Source organism: Allobosea massiliensis, from assembly GCF_042655245.1.
Lineage (GTDB): Bacteria > Pseudomonadota > Alphaproteobacteria > Rhizobiales > Beijerinckiaceae > Allobosea > Allobosea massiliensis.
Map to the genome: position 1 here is coordinate 68,801 of NZ_JBHSLU010000047.1, position 15,704 is coordinate 84,504.

Consider the following 15,704-nt stretch of genomic DNA (forward strand, 5'->3'; position numbering starts at 1 on the left):
GCAGGTGCTAGTCAGCGCATGGAGCACAGGATGTCGAAAGCGCCCCGTCGGCACATCGAAATGCTGCCGTTCGATGACGACGACGGCTGGCTGCCCTTGCCGGGGTTTCCGGCGGGGCTTGAGGTGAAAATGCTGGCCGATGACCTGGACGAGGAGAACAAGACGGGCGCTCGAACCCGCCTCGTCCGCTTTGCTCCAGGCGTCGCGACGACCGAGCCCCTCGTCCACGACTATTGGGAGGAGGTTTTCGTCATCAAGGGTGCGATCGGGCCCATCGGCGGCGGTGCTGCTACCCCAGATGCGATGATGTATTCCTGCCGACCGCCGGGAACGCCTCATGGACCGTTCCGGTCGGAAAGTGGCTGCACAATGCTTGAAGTACAGTACTACGTCGCTGACGCGCTGTCCTGAACGAGAGGCGCGAAGCATCGCATGAGCGGGCTTGAGATGTTGGCATTTTCCCGAACGAGTGCCATCTCAAGGGGCAACTGGAACGTCCGCAACGAGGTGGGGAGCTGGCATCGTCAGTCCCTCTCTGGTCGGCTCGATCGCGCCATTAGCTGAAGTTGGGCCAGCGCCTAAAACCGGACCTCAGAACCGAATGAGTTCAACCGCACAAACGCCGTCTATTTCAGCTCTGAGGACCAGCCAAAATCGACATAATCGGCGCGGCTATCATGGCAGATATTGCCATAGGCTTTGAGATAGGCGCTGCGGCGCGCATCGTCGTGATAGACCGCCGCCGGGTCGGCCGTGTCGCGCTCGAATTGGCCGAGGCTTTCCGGGGAGATTAGGCTTGGCAGGATGTCGAGGCCCTGGGGCACCGATCCGCCTTCAAGCCAGTCGGCGGCGTGCTGCGCCAGTGCATAGCCGAAGATCGGCGAGGCGAGCCCGACGCTGGCTTTGTAGGGCCCGTTTCGCCGCATTTCGGCGATCGCCTCCGGCTCGCCGTCGATCCCCCCGATGAACTGGTCGTCTCGGGCGAGGCCAGCTTCGCGCAGCGCCGCCAGCGCGCCGAGCACGACCGTGTCGGCGCCGAGCACGACATCGACCCGCGAATGCGCCAGAAGGACCGTGCGCATAGTCGCGTGGCCCCCTGCCTTGTCGACGGTCCTGGGCGAGATGTCGGCGATGATGCGCACGCCCGGTAGGCTCTTGAGCGCGGCGCGGATGGCGACGAAGCGCTGCGCCAGGAACTGGTTGCTGTCATGCGTAAGCAGTACGACGCGGGCTTCGCCTCCCTTGCGCGTCCGGATGTAATCCACGGCGGCATCGCCCAAAGCCCTGCCTGTCGCCAGTTGCGGGGCGTTCAGGATGGTGGTGGCCGGCGGCGGAACGATCGACCCGACATAGCCTCCCTGAGCGATGAACAGCCGGAGCACCGGAGCAAGTGTCGCGACGTCGATCGGCGCGACGATCAGGGCACCCGCCCGGTCGGTAAGCGCCTTGCGGACCTGGCCAACCATCGCCCGCGGATCATTGTCGGCCAGGGCGACCTCGAAGGCGAGGCCCCGCTGCCGCGCCGCCAGCGCCATGCCCCGGGCGGCGCTCTGTACGAATTCGCGCTGGTTGTCCTGGGCGAAGACGAGGGTCCTGGTCAGCCCGCCCGGAGGCGAGCAGCGCGCCGCGGCAGGATTAAAGGGCGCAAAGCGTCGGGGGGCGGTAATGCCGCGGGCGACCTCCTGCGAACGGAGCAGGGCCGGCACCGCCGCCAGCCCAAGCGCGCCCAGTACCGCCCTACGTGAAACGCTCATCCGCCTGCTCCGATCCCGCCCGGCCAGGTCACGAGACCGGCTCCAGCGCCATGACGAGCCGCGCTTCGGTACCGGGATTGCGCCTGATATAATCGACCTCGGCCTTGAGCGAGCGCGCAATCGAGGTGACGATCTTGGAGCCGACACCCGTGCCGCGCGCCGGCCCGCCGACCGGCATGCCGACGCCATCATCCTCGACCGCGACGAGCAGGTTGGAGTCCAGCCTGCGCGCCAGCACGCGGACCTCGCCGCTGTGCCCGCCATAGGCGTATTTGAAGGCGTTGGTGACCCATTCCGTGATGATAATGCCGAGGCTGATGCTGGCGCTGGTGGAAACCCGCACCGGCTCGATCTCATGGCTGATCGACGCGCCAAAACCGCCGGATGCCAGCGTCTGCTCAAGCTGCGCCAGGAGCGCGGTCATATAGCTGTCCAGTGCGACCGAAGTGACGTCCCCGGAGGTGTAGAGATGCTTGTGGATCTCCGCCACGGCCTGGATGCGCGCGCCGGTCTCGTCGAGCGCGTCCTTGGCCGCCTTGTCGGGAAGCGCCTGGCGCTGCAGGCGGATCAGCGCCCCGATGAAGGAGAGGTTGTTGGCGACGCGGTGGTTGACCTCGGTCAGCAGCACCTCGGCCCGGTCGCGTGCGCGGACCAGATCCTCCGTCCGCTCGGCGACCCTCGCTTCCAGGCTGGCATTAGCAAGGGCGAGCTCGTCGCGGGCCTGCACGATCTCGCGGGTATATCGTGCGAATGTCACGACAACGCCGATAACCACCCCGATGATCAGCAGGCTCGCCAGGATCGTACCGACCCGCAGCGCCAGGATATTGGTCGTCTGCGTCCGCAGCCGGCCGGTCAGTGCGTCCTCGGCCTCGATCACGATCGCCGAGAGAAACACCTCCACCTCGTCCATCAGGGCCTTGCCCTGATTGGTGGCGACGATGGCCAACGCATCGCCGAGGCCGTCGGTGGTCCGCGCCCGCATCGTCTCGTCGAGATCCGCGATCCTCTGGTCGACCAGGGCCTTGAGGCGCGGCATCATCGCCTGAAAGCGTGCGCTGCCCGCAAGGTCCGCAGCGAGCTTGCCGATCTGCTCCTGCGCCACGAGCTTGGCGTTCTCATAGGGCGCGAGATAGATCTCGTTGCTGGTCAGCACATAGCCCCTCAGGCTCGATTCCGCCGAGAGCAGGGCCTCCCTGACGCCAACGGAGCGATCGCGCACCAAGCGCTGCTCGTCAATGATCGAGGCATCGGTTTGGGCGCGCTGGCTCAGCCAGACGGTCGCACCAACCAGACCCATCAGCGCCGCTGCCGCGGTCAGCAGGAAGGCAATGGTGGAGGTTACGAGAAATCGCCGGGAGATCGGCATTCTGTTGCGCCCTCGACATTTGCGCGCAATTCCGAATGGCGACACGCGGGACGTACGGCCCCACGATCAACAGCGCGTAGAGAATGTAGCGGTACGCCGCAACTAAGGCCAGTTGACTGTTGCTAGACATCCCGCAGCGCTGTGACCTCGCGTTAGAGCCGCGCCAGCAACTCGCGCAGCCGAGATGCGCCAAGGCGACAAGCGCCAATCGCTGACATTGGATGGATAGCCGGAAGCTGACTTTCAAACTGGGGAATTATCGACCTGCGTGACCGCACAGGCTCGTTGTTCGAGCCGTCTCAGAACGCATACGGCGATGGCGCCTGAGCCTTGGTCAGGGATGGCGAAAACCGAGCTGACGTTGATCTCGCACAGCACGTACGTGTCAGCGCCGCCTTCGTCGACCGGCCGTAGAGGAAATCGGCGTCCCAAATCACGGGCATGTCGCTCCTGGCGATATCGAGCAGCTCCATCAGCTCGGGTATCCAGGCCGCCTCCATCCGCTCCCTGAGGGGTTCGAACCGCGGTTCGTCGGCGGGGAACATGACCTTGCCGAGCGCCGCGTCCGGATGCATGTCGGCGGGGTCCATCAGCCCTTGCGGATGCTGGTGCCCGAAGCCGACGACCCGGTCCTCGCTGACGTAGCACCGGATCATGCCGTCCCGGAGCCGGGGCTGGAAGGGTTGGTCGACGATGGCTTCGCCGCCGTCGAAATAGCCTCGGCAGGATTCGAGGAACCGGTCGAGCGGCATCGTCCTGGGCTCGCTCGGGGCGTGGGCCTCGCGGACGCACACCTCGTCGGCGCCCGCTGCCGAGGCCACCCTTTCGACCTTCCAGACGCCCTGGCCGTCGTTGCCGCGGCTGCGCTTGAGGACGCGCGTCCGACCATGCTCAAGCCGCTCCGGAAACCGCAGCCGGAAATCGTCATATGACGCGTAGAGCTCCGCGCCTACGGACCATCCCATCCCGCGCGTGTGGAAGAGGACTTCCTTGACGCCCAGCTTGGCGATGACGTCCGGATGTGCGCTGACCCAGCGGGACCCGGTCGCGACCTCGCGAAGTAGTTCGTTCAGCCAGAGGCGGTCGCGCCCGTCTTGGAGCGGGTTGACCCAGACGAGCACGCCGTCAACGTGGAGGAGTTGCGCGCGAACCTCGTCGTGCGTCTCCTCGTCGTACACAGCCGGTTCGGCGGCGATGCCGAGCGCCGCGAGTTCCTCGAAGATCCGGTGGAAGCGCGAGTTCTGCGGGGTCGCCCGTTCGCGCGCCTCGCGGTCGCCGCGCCAGAGGATGGCGACCCTTCCCGATGACTGTAGGGACATGTCGCAGCCTTTCTGGGCTAAGGCACCAACCGCGACAGGCTTCCCTCGAAGGGGCTGCCCAGCGCGACGGGTTGAAGACGGAGCGTCGTGCTCGAAGTCCAGACCTCGAAGCATTCCTCGCCCCGCGCCGATCGCCAGCACAGGGCGTCGTCCTTCGTCTGCCAGCGAAGGCCCTGCCGGCGGCTCATGGCATATTCCGTGAGCGCGCCACCCGGTTGGAAGCTGTAGCGCCAATGGACGCCGTCGCTGAACTCCCTGCCGGAGATCAGCCGCTGGATCGCGCCGCCGCGGATGCGCTTGAACCCATCTGTTGCCGAACCCTTCTCGGCGCTGACGGGTAACGCCATGCCCATGGCGCAGAGCGCAAGGAAGGCCGCTGCCAGTTTCCGCTCGCGCATGTCACGCTCCGATCACGTGGATGATCAGGACGCCGGCAAGGGCCGAGGCCGCGAGCGTCGGGATCATGCCGACCTTGAAACGCAGCATCGCGATCATGGCGGCAGCCGATAGCACGGCGGCGCGCCAGTCGAGCGAGGACAGGACCGGTAGGTCGGGAGCCAAGCCGAGGAACTCGACCGAGCGAACTTGCCGGAAGACGACGTGAAGAGCGAACCAGAGCGCTAGGTTCATGACCACGCCGACGACCGCCGCCGTGATCGCCGTCAGCGCGGCCGAGAGTGCCTTGTTGCCGCGCAGAGCCTCGACATAGGGCGCACCAAGGAAAATCCAGAAGAAGCACGGTGCAAACGTGACCCAGAGCGTCAGGAGCGCGCCGAGGCCCCCCGCCAGCAGCGGATCGAGACCGCCTGGCGCGCGGTAGGCGGCGAGGAAGCCGACGAACTGGAGGACGAGGATCAGCGGTCCCGGCGTGGTCTCGGCCAGGCCGAGCCCGTCCACCATCTCGCCCGCCTGAAGCCACCCGAAAGTCTCGACCGCGGCCTGCGCGACATAGGCCAGAACCGCATAGGCGCCACCGAAGGTGACGACCGCCATCGTGCTGAAGAAGCCGCCGATCTGCGTCCAGACGCTCGCGCCGCCCGTCAGGAGCCAGAGCGCCAGCACGGGCCCGAGCCAAATCGGCAGCCAGATCGCGCAGGTCTTGATGGCCTTGGCACCCGACGGGGTGGCGTGGCCGAGCTCTCCCCGCTCGAACATCAGGTCGACGACGCCCTTGAACTCGGGCGCGCCGACCTTCCCACCATGGCCGCCGCCAGCGAAGGTCGCCGGCGCGTAGCGCTGCCCGAGCCAGCCGACGAGGCCTGCCGCCAGGATGATGATCGGGAACGGGATCTTGAACAGGTAGATGCCGATGAAGGCCGCGATTGCGATGACGACCATCGCCCGGTTCTTCAAGGCGCGGCGGCTTATGCGGAGACCCGCCTCGACGACCACCGCAAGAACGGCCGCCTTGACGCCGAAGAAGACGGCGTCGACCAGCGGCACGTGGCGATAGAGGACGTACAGGAGGCTGAGGCCCAGCATAGCCAGCGCGCCGGGGACGATGAAGAGCAAGCCGGCGACGAGGCCGCCGATCGTGCGATGCATCAGCCAGCCGATATAGATCGCAAGCTGCTGGGCCTCGGGGCCCGGAAGCAGCATGCAGTAGTTCAGGGCATGCAGGAACCGCTGCTCGCCGATCCAGCGGCGGTCCTCAACCAGCTCCTTGTGCATCATGGCAATCTGGCCGGCGGGGCCGCCGAATGAGAGGCAGCCGATCCTCGCCCAAACCCTGACGGCCTGGGCAAAGCTGGGTGTGGTGGGGGCGGCGATGGCGGCGTCGGTAGGGGTTGCGAGGGTCATGGCACTCCCTCGCTCAGGCCTTCGGCCCGGACGGCCAGTTGTGCGTCTCCTCCGTCGCGTCCCGGCACCAGCGGTAGAAGGCATCGTAGAGCAGCATGCCGGCATCGAGCTGTTCGAGGTCGTCCCGGTACATGCGCGAGAGGCCGAGCGAGGCCGCCAGGAACCCGGGAGCCTCGGGGGCCAGATCCGGGCGCGCGGTGTCGGCGGCGCGCACGATCGTGGCTAGCCGGTCAAGCGCAGGCGAGGCCAGGCCGAACTCCTCGATCATGACGTCGAAGGTGCAGTGCTCGCCGCGGTGGCTCCAGAAGACGCCGTCGATGTCGAAGGGCGTGGCGCCGAAGCGGCTGGCGACATCGGTCACCTCGGCCGCGGTGACGAACAGGAAGACCGCCTTGGGGTCGATGAAGCGGCGGATTAGCCAGGGGCAGGCGATGCGGTCGACCTTCGGACGCGAGCGTGTGACCCACAGGGTGCGACCCTGTCCGTCGCGGGGCGGCAGCTTGGCCGTCGAGGCCAGCAGGCCGCCGGCATCGCGCCACGCCTCGAAGCCTCCTGCGAGGTTCTCGGCCTCGACGCCTTCATGCCTGAGCCAGGCGGCGACGCCTTCGCTCAGCTTCTGGCCGCGCTGGCAGACCACGACGACGCTTTGACCGGCGTAGTCGCGCGCCCAGTCCGCGACGTTCTTGTGTGAACGATGATCGGCAGCGGGCAGGATGCGCGTATCGAGCGCGACGTCGTCGGGGATGCGGACGTCGACGATGGTCGGCGCGTCCGGTAGGCCGACGAGCCGGGACAATTGGGCAGCGGTGATCTGGATGTTGGAAGACATGGGCGTCCATCCCTGAAGAGAGGAAAGTGGACGCGAACATTGGGCTGACGCCTCACGGGGTCGTCGCGAAGAACCCCTTGGGTCGAGCTTGAACCACAAGGCGCGGTGGCTTGCAACAGGATCGTTGTGGAGGCTTACCTCGCGATCAACGGCCAGAGGCCGAGCGCCGTCACCGCCATGGCGCTGCGACCTCCAAGCCGAACCCGATGCGGCGCTGCAGGGCATAGCTTCGATCGAGGATGGCAACGAGGCGGCCGCGGAGTAGGATCGCCGCCAGCGGAAACGCGACGACCGTCACGATCATGCCGGAGGCGAAGGTCGCCGACAGGAGCACTCCGGCGAGGACGAGACCGTTTGCCACCGCATAGGCCATGATGAAGGTGGTGAGCGGACAGGGGACAAGGCCGCCGACGAAGGCGAGCGCGGGACCCGATCGGCCATAGTCGTGCCGATGCGGTCGAAAGGCCCGCCAGAGCAGCCACAGGCCGACCAGCACGATCAGGATCTGGCTGGAGCGCTCCAGGATGGGCGCCCGCCCGGCGCCGACCAAGGTGCGTTGGATGACGGCGGCGCCCGTCAGGACGATGACGATGGCCGATCCGACATGGGTCAGGATCAGGATGGCGCTGGAAAGCATCGCGCCACGACAGTGGCCATCACCGGCGTAGTGGGCGGCGAGCAGCGACTTGCCATGACCGGGCAGCAGCGCATGCAGCATCCCAAAACTGAATGCCGCGACGACCAGCGCCGGCATGCCCGCCAAGCCAGCGTCCGGGAGGGCCTTCAATGCCGCCAGGGCTTGCGTGTGAAGGCCGCGTTGGAAGCCGATCGCCCAATCCATCATCAGGGCCGCACTCGTGTTCAGCCGACCCGTTCGGGCCACTCCCGATGCAGGTCGTCGATGACGAAGGCATGGGCATGACGGTTCCCGTCGACGCCTGCGAGGTGGGGATGATCTGCCGGCAGATCGTCATGACCGTGGACGACGTCGCCCAACTCGTCGGACGGCCAGACGCGCACCGCGACGAGGACGGAGGCAAGCGTCAGCAGCGCGAAGGCGGCGAAGGTGAGCGACATGGGCAAGGCCGCGCCCAGCCATCCGGCCAGAGGGTAGGTGATCAGCCAGCAGGCATGCGACAGAGCGAACTGCGCGGCGAACACGGCCGGTCGATCCTCGGCATGGGCCGAGCGACGCAGCAGCCGCCCCGATGGCGTCTGAACAGCGGAATAGCCCAGTCCGAGCAGGAGCCACGTCGCCAGCAGGCCCGGCCACAAGGTCGAGACAGGGCTTTCCACGCTGCCAGAGAGGAAAGCTGCCGCGACCGCGAGCACGCCACCGAGAAAGATCGCTGCCGCGAACATGACACGCCGGTCGGGCAGCCGCTCCAGCAGGCGTGGCAAGGCGAGGGCTGCGACCATCGAGCCGCTGCCGAAGCAGGCGAGTGCGAGCGCGACCTGACCGTCGCCGAGCCCCAGCCGGCCCTTCACGAAGACGACCGTGTTGACGATCACCATCGCGCCGCCGGCAGCTGCCGCCATGTTGAGCGCGAGCAGGCCGCGCAGCCGCGGCGTCGCGAGATAGATCCGCACCCCCCGCGTGGTCCTGTCGTAAATCCCGCCCTCGCGCGCGACGGCTGGCGAGACCGGAAGCTTCACCGAGAGCACGAGTGCGGCCGAGACGAGAAACCCTGCGACCGTGCCGGAGAACAGCCAGTGATAGCTGATGACAGTCAGCAGCGCGGCGGCCAGCATCGGGCTGATCAAACTCTCCAGATCATAGGCCAGCCGCGAGAGCGAGAGGGCCCTGGTGTAGTCCGCCTCGTCGGGCAGCACGTCGGGGATCGTCGCCTGGAAGGTCGGGGTGAAGGCGGCCGAGGCCGATTGCAGCAGGAAGATCAGCACGTAGATCTGCCAGATCTCGCTGACGAAGGGCAAAAGCAGCGCGATCGCGGCCCGGACCAGATCCATCGCGATCAGGAAGGCCTTGCGCGGCAGCTGCGCCGCGAAGGCCCCGACCACCGGCGCAACGGCGACGTAAGCGATCATCTTGATCGCCAGCGCCGTGCCGAGAACCGTGCCCGCGCTGTCGCCCGCGAGGGCGAAGGCGAGCAGACCCAGCGCGACCGTCAACAGCCCCGTGCCCAGCAGCGCGATGATCTGCGCGAGGAAGAGCCGTCCATAGGTTCGGTTGGCGAGGACGGCGAGCATGGACTGATCCTTCTAGAGGAACTTGGCGATCGCCTTGAACTCGTCGATGGGCCGGCGGCGCTCGGGCGGGACCTCGGCGACGACATGCTCGATGCAGTGATCGAGATGGTCCTGGATCAGGGTGCGTTTCGCCTGGACGATGGCGCTCTCGACCGCCTGCAGCTGGGTCGCGATGTCGAGGCAGGGGCTGCCGCCCTCGATCATCGCCACGACCTTGGCGAGATGCCCGCCGGCGCGGCGCAGCCGCTTGGCGATGGCGGGATGGCTGGCGTGGACGTGATCGCTCATGGCTTCCCATAACCCCCCAGGGGGGATATGGGAAGTGGCGTGCTCCGGGGCCCGGCGCTGTCAACCATTCGTTAAGCAACAGGCTTTCTATCTGCTCATCATGCTGCGTGGCCGCATCAAAGCGCTCTCCTGCCTCGTCATCGCGCTCGCGATGGCGCTGGGCATGACGCTGTCGGCCGTGCACGTCTCGGCCGGCCACAACGCCCACGCCATCGCGCAGGCTGAAGCCATCCGGCATGCGGAACTCGCCGCCGAGATCGCGGCGCATGGGCATGCCCATGACGACGGCGAGGCCGACGAACGGCTTCCCGGCCATGTCCATGGGCACAACACCGCCGATCACGTCCATGAGACGGCCAACATCGTCGCGCTGACCCCACTGGGTACGCCGCGCTTTGCGCGCACGGCGATCCGGCACGAGCATCAGCGCTCGGCCTCCGGCGAGCCCGCGGGCCTGGAACGTCCGCCTCGATCCGTCGTCGCCTGAACTTCCCGCCGCACGTGCGGCAGATTTCAACGACGAACCATCGGATCCTTCATGCAACGACCTCTAACCGGAGGGCGGCGCCTGCTGCATCACGCAGCCTTGCGTCTGCTCCTTCCTCTCGCGCTCGCCTTCCTGCTCCTGCTGCCGGGGATCGAGAGCGCGTTGGCCCACGCCGTCGCCGAGGGCGACAAGGGCTACATCAAGGAGATCACGGGGGTGCACCTGCTCCCCTTCGTCTATCTCGGCGCCAAGCACATGGTGACGGGCTACGACCACATCCTGTTCCTGTTCGGGGTGATCTTCTTCCTCTACCGGGCCAAGCACATCGCGATCTATGTCAGCCTGTTCGCGCTCGGCCATTCGACGACGATGCTGCTCGGCGTCTATTTCAACGTCGGGATCAACAGCTACCTCATCGACGCCATCATCGGCCTGTCGGTCGCCTACAAAGCGCTCGACAACATGGGCGCCTTCCAGCGCTGGCTCGGCTACCAGCCGAACACGAAGGCAGCGACGCTGATCTTCGGCCTGTTCCACGGCTTCGGTCTCTCGACCAAGATCCTGGAATACGAGATCTCGCCGGACGGGCTGATCCCCAACCTGCTCGCCTTCAATGTCGGCGTCGAGCTCGGCCAGCTGACCGCGCTCGGCATGATCCTGATCGCCATGGGCTTCTGGCGCCGCACCGCCGGATTCTGGCGCCACGCCTACACCGCCAATGTCTGGATGCTCACCGCGGGCTTCGTCCTCGTCGGCTACCAGCTCACCGGCTACTTCGTTTCCTGAAATCCCAGAGACCTCATCTCAAGGACCTCACCCGATGTATAACACCGACATCCCGACCCGCGCCGAGCTGCCGACCACGGCCCAGCTGCTGCGCTCCACCGCAATCGCCGCCGTCTCCGCTGTCGTGATCCTCGTGACCATCGTCCTGCCGGCCGAATATGCGATCGATCCGACCGGCATCGGCCGCATGCTGAAGCTGACGGAAATGGGCGAGATCAAGATTCAGCTCGCCGCTGAAGCTGAAGCCGACCGGATCAAGGACAGCCAGACGCCGCCGACCCCGCCGGCGCCGGCAACGCCTGCGCCGGACCAGCGCTCGTCGCTGCTCGGCACGATCCTCGCCGGCCTGTTCGTCTCGTCGGCTGAGGCTGGCGAGCGGGTGATCCTCGCCCAGGCTGCACCCTCGCGCACGGACGAGACCGTGATCACGCTGAAACCAACCGAGGGCGTCGAATACAAGCTGACCATGAAGGCCGGCGCGAAAGTCGACTTCGACTGGACCGCCAAGGACGGCGTCGTGAACTACGACATGCACGGAACTCCCGGCGCGGGCGGCAAGGAGAAGAGCTACAAGACCGGGCGTGGCTCGGCCGGCGAGCAAGGCGTCCTAACCGCCGAGTTCGACGGCTCGCACGGCTGGTTCTGGCGCAACCGCGGCAAGCAGGACGTCACGATCACACTGAAGACGACGGGCGCTTACGGCGAGATCAAACGCATGATGTGAAGTCTGCCCGCCGGCTGGCTACGAAGCCAGCCGGCGATCCACGGCCCATAGTTGCAGCAGAACCCGCATGGCTCACGCCAGATGCGCCACTTCCTGACATTGGCGGCCAACCCAGAAGCGGACGCTAGCAGAAATTGCGGTCGACCGACAAGCAGTGATGGACAGCCCCGTCGGGAGAACAAGCTGACCTGCGGCATAGAGACGCCTGCAGAATCGGCTCAGCTAGTGGCGCTCCAGCGCCAACGCGTTGCGGGTCGCCGATCAAGTTAACTCTTTCGACACGCCGGTGACCTAACGCAACCCTGCTAACTGTCTTTGAGGCGCCAGATGTCCATAAGTCTGACTATTTCTCGCCGCTTCGCTCTGCTGGCGATTCTCAGCGGGATCATCGCTGTCGGTGCTGTCGCCTTCAGCTTGACGCGTGCTCGTGACGCGATGATCACGCAAAAGCGTTCGGAGATCCGCTTCCTGGTGGAATCGGCCGTAACCATGATTGAGGGTCAGCGGCAGACACCGGCCGCCGCCGAGCAGCCGGAAATGGTCAAGGCGCGCCTGGCAGAGATGCTACGTTCGTCCCGCTTCGATGGCGGCAACTACATCTACATTTTCGATACCGAAGGGCAGATGGTCATGCATCCCCTGCTGCCCAAGCTGGAGGGGCAGTCGGCACTCGGGGTCAAGGACACCACCGGCCGTCCGATCATTCAGGAAATGGTCGAACTGGCGAAATCCGGGCGGGCCGGGTTCCTCGCCTATTCCTGGAAGAAGCCTGGCGAAGATTTCGCCTCGGAGAAGATCTCCTATGTCCATGGGGTTCCGGAATGGGGCTGGATCGTCGCGGCTGGCCTGCATACCTCCGACATCCAGTCGTCCTTCCGCGACTTGCTGAGCGCGGTGCTGCTCGTGCTCGTGCCGCTCCTGCTCGGCTACATGGCCGTTGCTGCGTGGCTGAACCTGAGCGTGTCACGACCCTTGCGGGAGCTGATCCAGACCATGTCGCAACTCGCGACGGGGCATCTCGATGCGGAGGTCAAGGGAGGCGCGAGGCGGGATGAGGTCGGCGAAATCGCACGCGCGGTCGACCGTTTCCGGAGCGACCTGCAGGCGCGTGCCGAGGCTGACCAAGAACGAATGAGATCGGAAGCGTCCAGCGCCGCCGAGAAGAACCGCTCCACCCAGCGCGTCGTGGATGATGTCGCGGCGATCGTGGCCAGTGCGGAGCAGGGCGACTTTTCCGCCCGGGCCTCCACGCGCGTCGCGGAGCAAGGGCTAAACCGGCTCGTCGAGGGCATCAACGCGATCAACCAAACCGTCGAGGAGGCCACCGGCGAATTCGCCGCGGCGATGGAAGCGATCTCGCAAGGCGACCTCACCCATCGTGTCGATGGCGCTTATGCGGGCCGCTTCGCGGAACTCCAGCGGTCGATCAACATGACGACGGAGCGGCTTCAGGAAATCGTCGGAGCGATCAGTTCGACGTCCCAGGCCATTCTTCTCGCCGCCCGCGAGATCAATACGGGTGCCGACGATCTGTCGAAGCGCACTGAGGAACAGGCCTCTTCGCTGGAGGAGATCGCCGCCACGACCGAAGAGCTCGCGGCCTCGGTGAAGGCCTCGGCCCAGGCTTCGCGCCAGGCGGCGGCGATCGCCACCGAAGCCATGGAAGCCGCCCAAGCCGGCGGCGCCATCGCCGGTCAGGCGGTCGATGCCATGGCCCGGATCGAGGACGCCTCGACCAAGATCTCGGACATCATCCGGGTGATCGACGACATCGCCTTCCAGACCAATCTGCTGGCGCTGAACGCCGCGGTCGAAGCCGCCCGCGCCGGCGATGCCGGCAAGGGCTTCGCGGTGGTCGCGTCGGAAGTCCGGACGCTCGCCCAGCGCTCCAGCGAAGCGGCGAAGGACATCTCGGCGCTGATCTCGTCTTCGAACAGCGAGGTCGGCGAGGGCGTGAAGCTGGTGCGGCAGGCGGGCGAGCAGCTCAGCCAGATCCTCACCGCCTCGAAGAAGGTCGCCGCCACCATCGCCGACATCTCGGCGGCGTCCGGCGAACAGGCCAACGGCATCGACGAGATGAGCCAGGCGGTCGCGCATCTCGACGAGATGACGCAGCAGAACGCGGCGCTCGCCGAGCAGAGCGCGGCCTCGGCCGGCTCGCTCTCCAACCGCATCGGACAGCTCAACGACCTCGTCGCCGCGTTCAGGACAGGGCCGGAGGGCGCTTCAGCCGGCCATGGCACGATGTCGACCGCGACCGGGCCCGCCCGGCTGCGCCAGCTCGCGGAGACAGCCTTCGCACAAGCGCCGGCCCGCACCCCGGCGCCACGGCCCGCTCTCGCCAAAGCTGCCGCCCACGCGCCGGCCCCGGCCAGGAAGGTCGCCAACAGCCGCGCCGGCGACTCCGGCTGGGACGAGTTCTGAGCCGGCAGCATGACCCATGTCGTTGCGGAGCGTGTCGGACCGGACGGCCTGGCGGATCGGGTCGTCGCTGCGATGCGGTTGCACGGATCGCCGTCTTATCCGAGGGCCTTCGAGGTTTGGTACGCTCATCTGTCCGGCGAGATGCCGGCGTTGAGCGCCAATCTTCTGCAAGTCGTCGTGGAGGCTGAAGGGAAGGTCGAGGGAGCGGCGTTGGATCGCCTGTACGACCGGTTCATCCGAACCGACCAGATCGTCGATCAAGCTGAACGCACCAGCGGTCAGATATTGCACGAGCTGACGACATTGACGGAAGCGATCACCGCCTCGTTGGATGCAAGCGAGCGCCATCACCGGGAGCTCTGTGAGATCTCGGAACAGGGACCGTCCTCGCCGGAGCGAACGAAGCTTCACGCATGGGTCGAGACGCTCGTTCTCTCGACACGGGCGGAAGTGGCACGGAAAGCAAAACTCGAAACCCGGCTCCGCGACAGTGCGCGCGAAATTCGCGTCTTGAGGGAAGCACTGGCCACCACGCGTCTGGAAGCGCAGACAGACACGCTCACGGGCTTGGCCAATCGCCGTCACTTCGAAGAGAGGCTGCAGACCTACGTCGCACAAGTCGCCAAGTCTGGCCTGCCGCTGACCCTGATCATGGCCGACATCGATTTCTTCAAGCGCTTCAATGACGAGCATGGCCACCTGACGGGTGATCAGGTGTTGCGGCTTGTCGCCCGGACAATGACGGACAAGTTTCCGAAGACTGCCGTGATCACGAGGTTCGGTGGCGAAGAGTTTGCAATCATCCTCCCCGACACGCCGCTGAGCGGTGGTTGGGACTGCGCGGAGGCCGTCCGGCAGACGCTCCTCGCTCGGGAACTTATCAAGCGATCGACAAATGAATCTCTTGGCCGGGTGACCCTCTCGCTCGGCGTCGCGGCTCACAGGCCGGGGGACACGCCCGAAACTCTAACGGACCGAGCCGACCACGCGCTCCTCATGGCCAAACGCAAGGGGAGAAATCGCACCGAAACCCAGGACGCGCTGCCACAGTCACCCGTCGTCGATGGATAGCGCGGCAACAATGCAACGGGCAGCATCGGGTCGACGAAGTCGGACCTGGTCAGCGCATCAAGCTAGTCAATCACGAACGATACCGCTACGTCATATTCATGCGCACGATTCGCCAGATCGCTGATGAGTTTGGGTTGAGCCTGCGAACTCTCCGCTACTACGAACAAAGAGGGCTGATAAAGTCCAAGCGATTTTCGAGCGACAAATCTCTGCGCATGTACGATGATGAGGATCATGCTCGCGTCGCGCAGGTCGTTCGCTGGGTTCGAATGGGCTTCATGCTCTCGGAGATCGAGAACGATGCCATCGACGTCCATAAGCTCCGTGCTCAGTTACAATACATCTACGATAGGATGGCAGAGCTAGAAACAGCAGCTTTATTGATCAAAGAAGAAATTCGATCAAAGAGCCACTCATGACGGCGATTGTTAAACCCGGAGATTTTGTTTTCGCATCGACGCAAGGCATATCTCCCAATTGAGGTAGCGCTTGAGTCAGGAACATCTGCCGCGTCAGCGATCGCGGTCCCTGCTATGGCCGCTCTCGCCTTGGACGCCCTTCTGTTTGTCAAGCAGCGATACGTGTCGCGTTGATTTCCTTCTGGCGCTGCATGATGAGGGCGAAGACCTCGCGAGCAAGGTAGCG

At 65.7% G+C, this 15,704-nt stretch carries 16 protein-coding genes; 7 read left to right on the top strand and 9 right to left on the bottom strand.

Annotation, left to right across the window (positions count from 1 at the left end; genetic code table 11):
* Positions 1-30: 30 nt before the first annotated feature.
* Positions 31-411, top strand: coding sequence for a cupin domain-containing protein (locus ACFPN9_RS15680; RefSeq protein WP_245451184.1), 381 nt, complete (start codon positions 31-33; stop codon positions 409-411).
* A gap of 215 nt (positions 412-626) precedes the next feature.
* Here the strand turns inward: ACFPN9_RS15680 and ACFPN9_RS15685 are convergent, their stop codons facing one another.
* From ACFPN9_RS15685 to ACFPN9_RS15725, 9 genes are all read right to left on the bottom strand, one after another.
* Entirely contained in the window at positions 627-1,754 is a 1,128-nt protein-coding gene (locus ACFPN9_RS15685; RefSeq protein ID WP_067993570.1) for a sugar ABC transporter substrate-binding protein, read from the bottom strand.
* 28 nt (positions 1,755-1,782) lie between these two features.
* Positions 1,783-3,123, bottom strand: a complete 1,341-nt coding sequence (locus tag ACFPN9_RS15690) for a sensor histidine kinase (RefSeq protein WP_067993572.1) — start codon at positions 3,121-3,123, stop codon at positions 1,783-1,785.
* 299 nt (positions 3,124-3,422) lie between these two features.
* Positions 3,423-4,442: a Cj0069 family protein gene (locus ACFPN9_RS15695; RefSeq protein WP_377817238.1), complete on the bottom strand. Its 1,020-nt coding sequence runs from the start codon at positions 4,440-4,442 to the stop codon at positions 3,423-3,425.
* Positions 4,443-4,459: 17 nt separating this feature from the next.
* Positions 4,460-4,840, bottom strand: a complete 381-nt coding sequence (locus ACFPN9_RS15700; RefSeq protein ID WP_067993574.1) for a hypothetical protein — start codon at positions 4,838-4,840, stop codon at positions 4,460-4,462.
* Between the two features lies 1 nt (position 4,841).
* On the bottom strand, positions 4,842-6,242 hold the full coding sequence (gene chrA, locus ACFPN9_RS15705) for a chromate efflux transporter (RefSeq protein ID WP_067993575.1): 1,401 nt from the start codon (positions 6,240-6,242) through the stop codon (positions 4,842-4,844).
* A gap of 13 nt (positions 6,243-6,255) precedes the next feature.
* Positions 6,256-7,071 carry a chromate resistance protein ChrB domain-containing protein gene (locus ACFPN9_RS15710; protein WP_067993579.1) on the bottom strand — a complete coding sequence of 272 codons (816 nt, stop codon included), beginning with the start codon at positions 7,069-7,071 and terminating at the stop codon, positions 6,256-6,258.
* A gap of 169 nt (positions 7,072-7,240) precedes the next feature.
* Complete coding sequence (locus tag ACFPN9_RS15715) at positions 7,241-7,834, bottom strand: ABC transporter permease (RefSeq protein WP_377817239.1); 594 nt, start codon at positions 7,832-7,834, stop codon at positions 7,241-7,243.
* Between the two features lie 98 nt (positions 7,835-7,932).
* Positions 7,933-9,279: an MFS transporter gene (locus ACFPN9_RS15720; protein ID WP_067993584.1), complete on the bottom strand. Its 1,347-nt coding sequence runs from the start codon at positions 9,277-9,279 to the stop codon at positions 7,933-7,935.
* A 12-nt stretch (positions 9,280-9,291) separates the two neighbouring features.
* Positions 9,292-9,567, bottom strand: coding sequence for a metal-sensing transcriptional repressor (locus tag ACFPN9_RS15725; protein ID WP_067993587.1), 276 nt, complete (start codon positions 9,565-9,567; stop codon positions 9,292-9,294).
* 100 nt (positions 9,568-9,667) lie between these two features.
* Between ACFPN9_RS15725 and ACFPN9_RS15730 the strand changes: the two genes are divergently transcribed.
* From ACFPN9_RS15730 to ACFPN9_RS15755, 6 genes are all read left to right on the top strand, one after another.
* Positions 9,668-10,054 carry a hypothetical protein gene (locus ACFPN9_RS15730; protein ID WP_067993589.1) on the top strand — a complete coding sequence of 129 codons (387 nt, stop codon included), beginning with the start codon at positions 9,668-9,670 and terminating at the stop codon, positions 10,052-10,054.
* A 51-nt stretch (positions 10,055-10,105) separates the two neighbouring features.
* The gene (locus ACFPN9_RS15735; protein ID WP_067993592.1) at positions 10,106-10,840 is read left to right on the top strand and encodes a HupE/UreJ family protein; all 735 of its coding nucleotides are present in this window, start codon (positions 10,106-10,108) and stop codon (positions 10,838-10,840) included.
* A gap of 34 nt (positions 10,841-10,874) precedes the next feature.
* Complete coding sequence (locus ACFPN9_RS15740) at positions 10,875-11,564, top strand: transmembrane anchor protein (RefSeq protein ID WP_067993595.1); 690 nt, start codon at positions 10,875-10,877, stop codon at positions 11,562-11,564.
* Positions 11,565-11,891: 327 nt separating this feature from the next.
* Positions 11,892-13,988, top strand: a complete 2,097-nt coding sequence (locus ACFPN9_RS15745; protein ID WP_377817240.1) for a methyl-accepting chemotaxis protein — start codon at positions 11,892-11,894, stop codon at positions 13,986-13,988.
* A 9-nt stretch (positions 13,989-13,997) separates the two neighbouring features.
* The gene (locus ACFPN9_RS15750; RefSeq protein WP_067254366.1) at positions 13,998-15,059 is read left to right on the top strand and encodes a GGDEF domain-containing protein; all 1,062 of its coding nucleotides are present in this window, start codon (positions 13,998-14,000) and stop codon (positions 15,057-15,059) included.
* Positions 15,060-15,157: 98 nt separating this feature from the next.
* Positions 15,158-15,478, top strand: coding sequence for a MerR family transcriptional regulator (locus tag ACFPN9_RS15755; protein ID WP_067254363.1), 321 nt, complete (start codon positions 15,158-15,160; stop codon positions 15,476-15,478).
* Positions 15,479-15,704 lie beyond the last annotated feature (226 nt).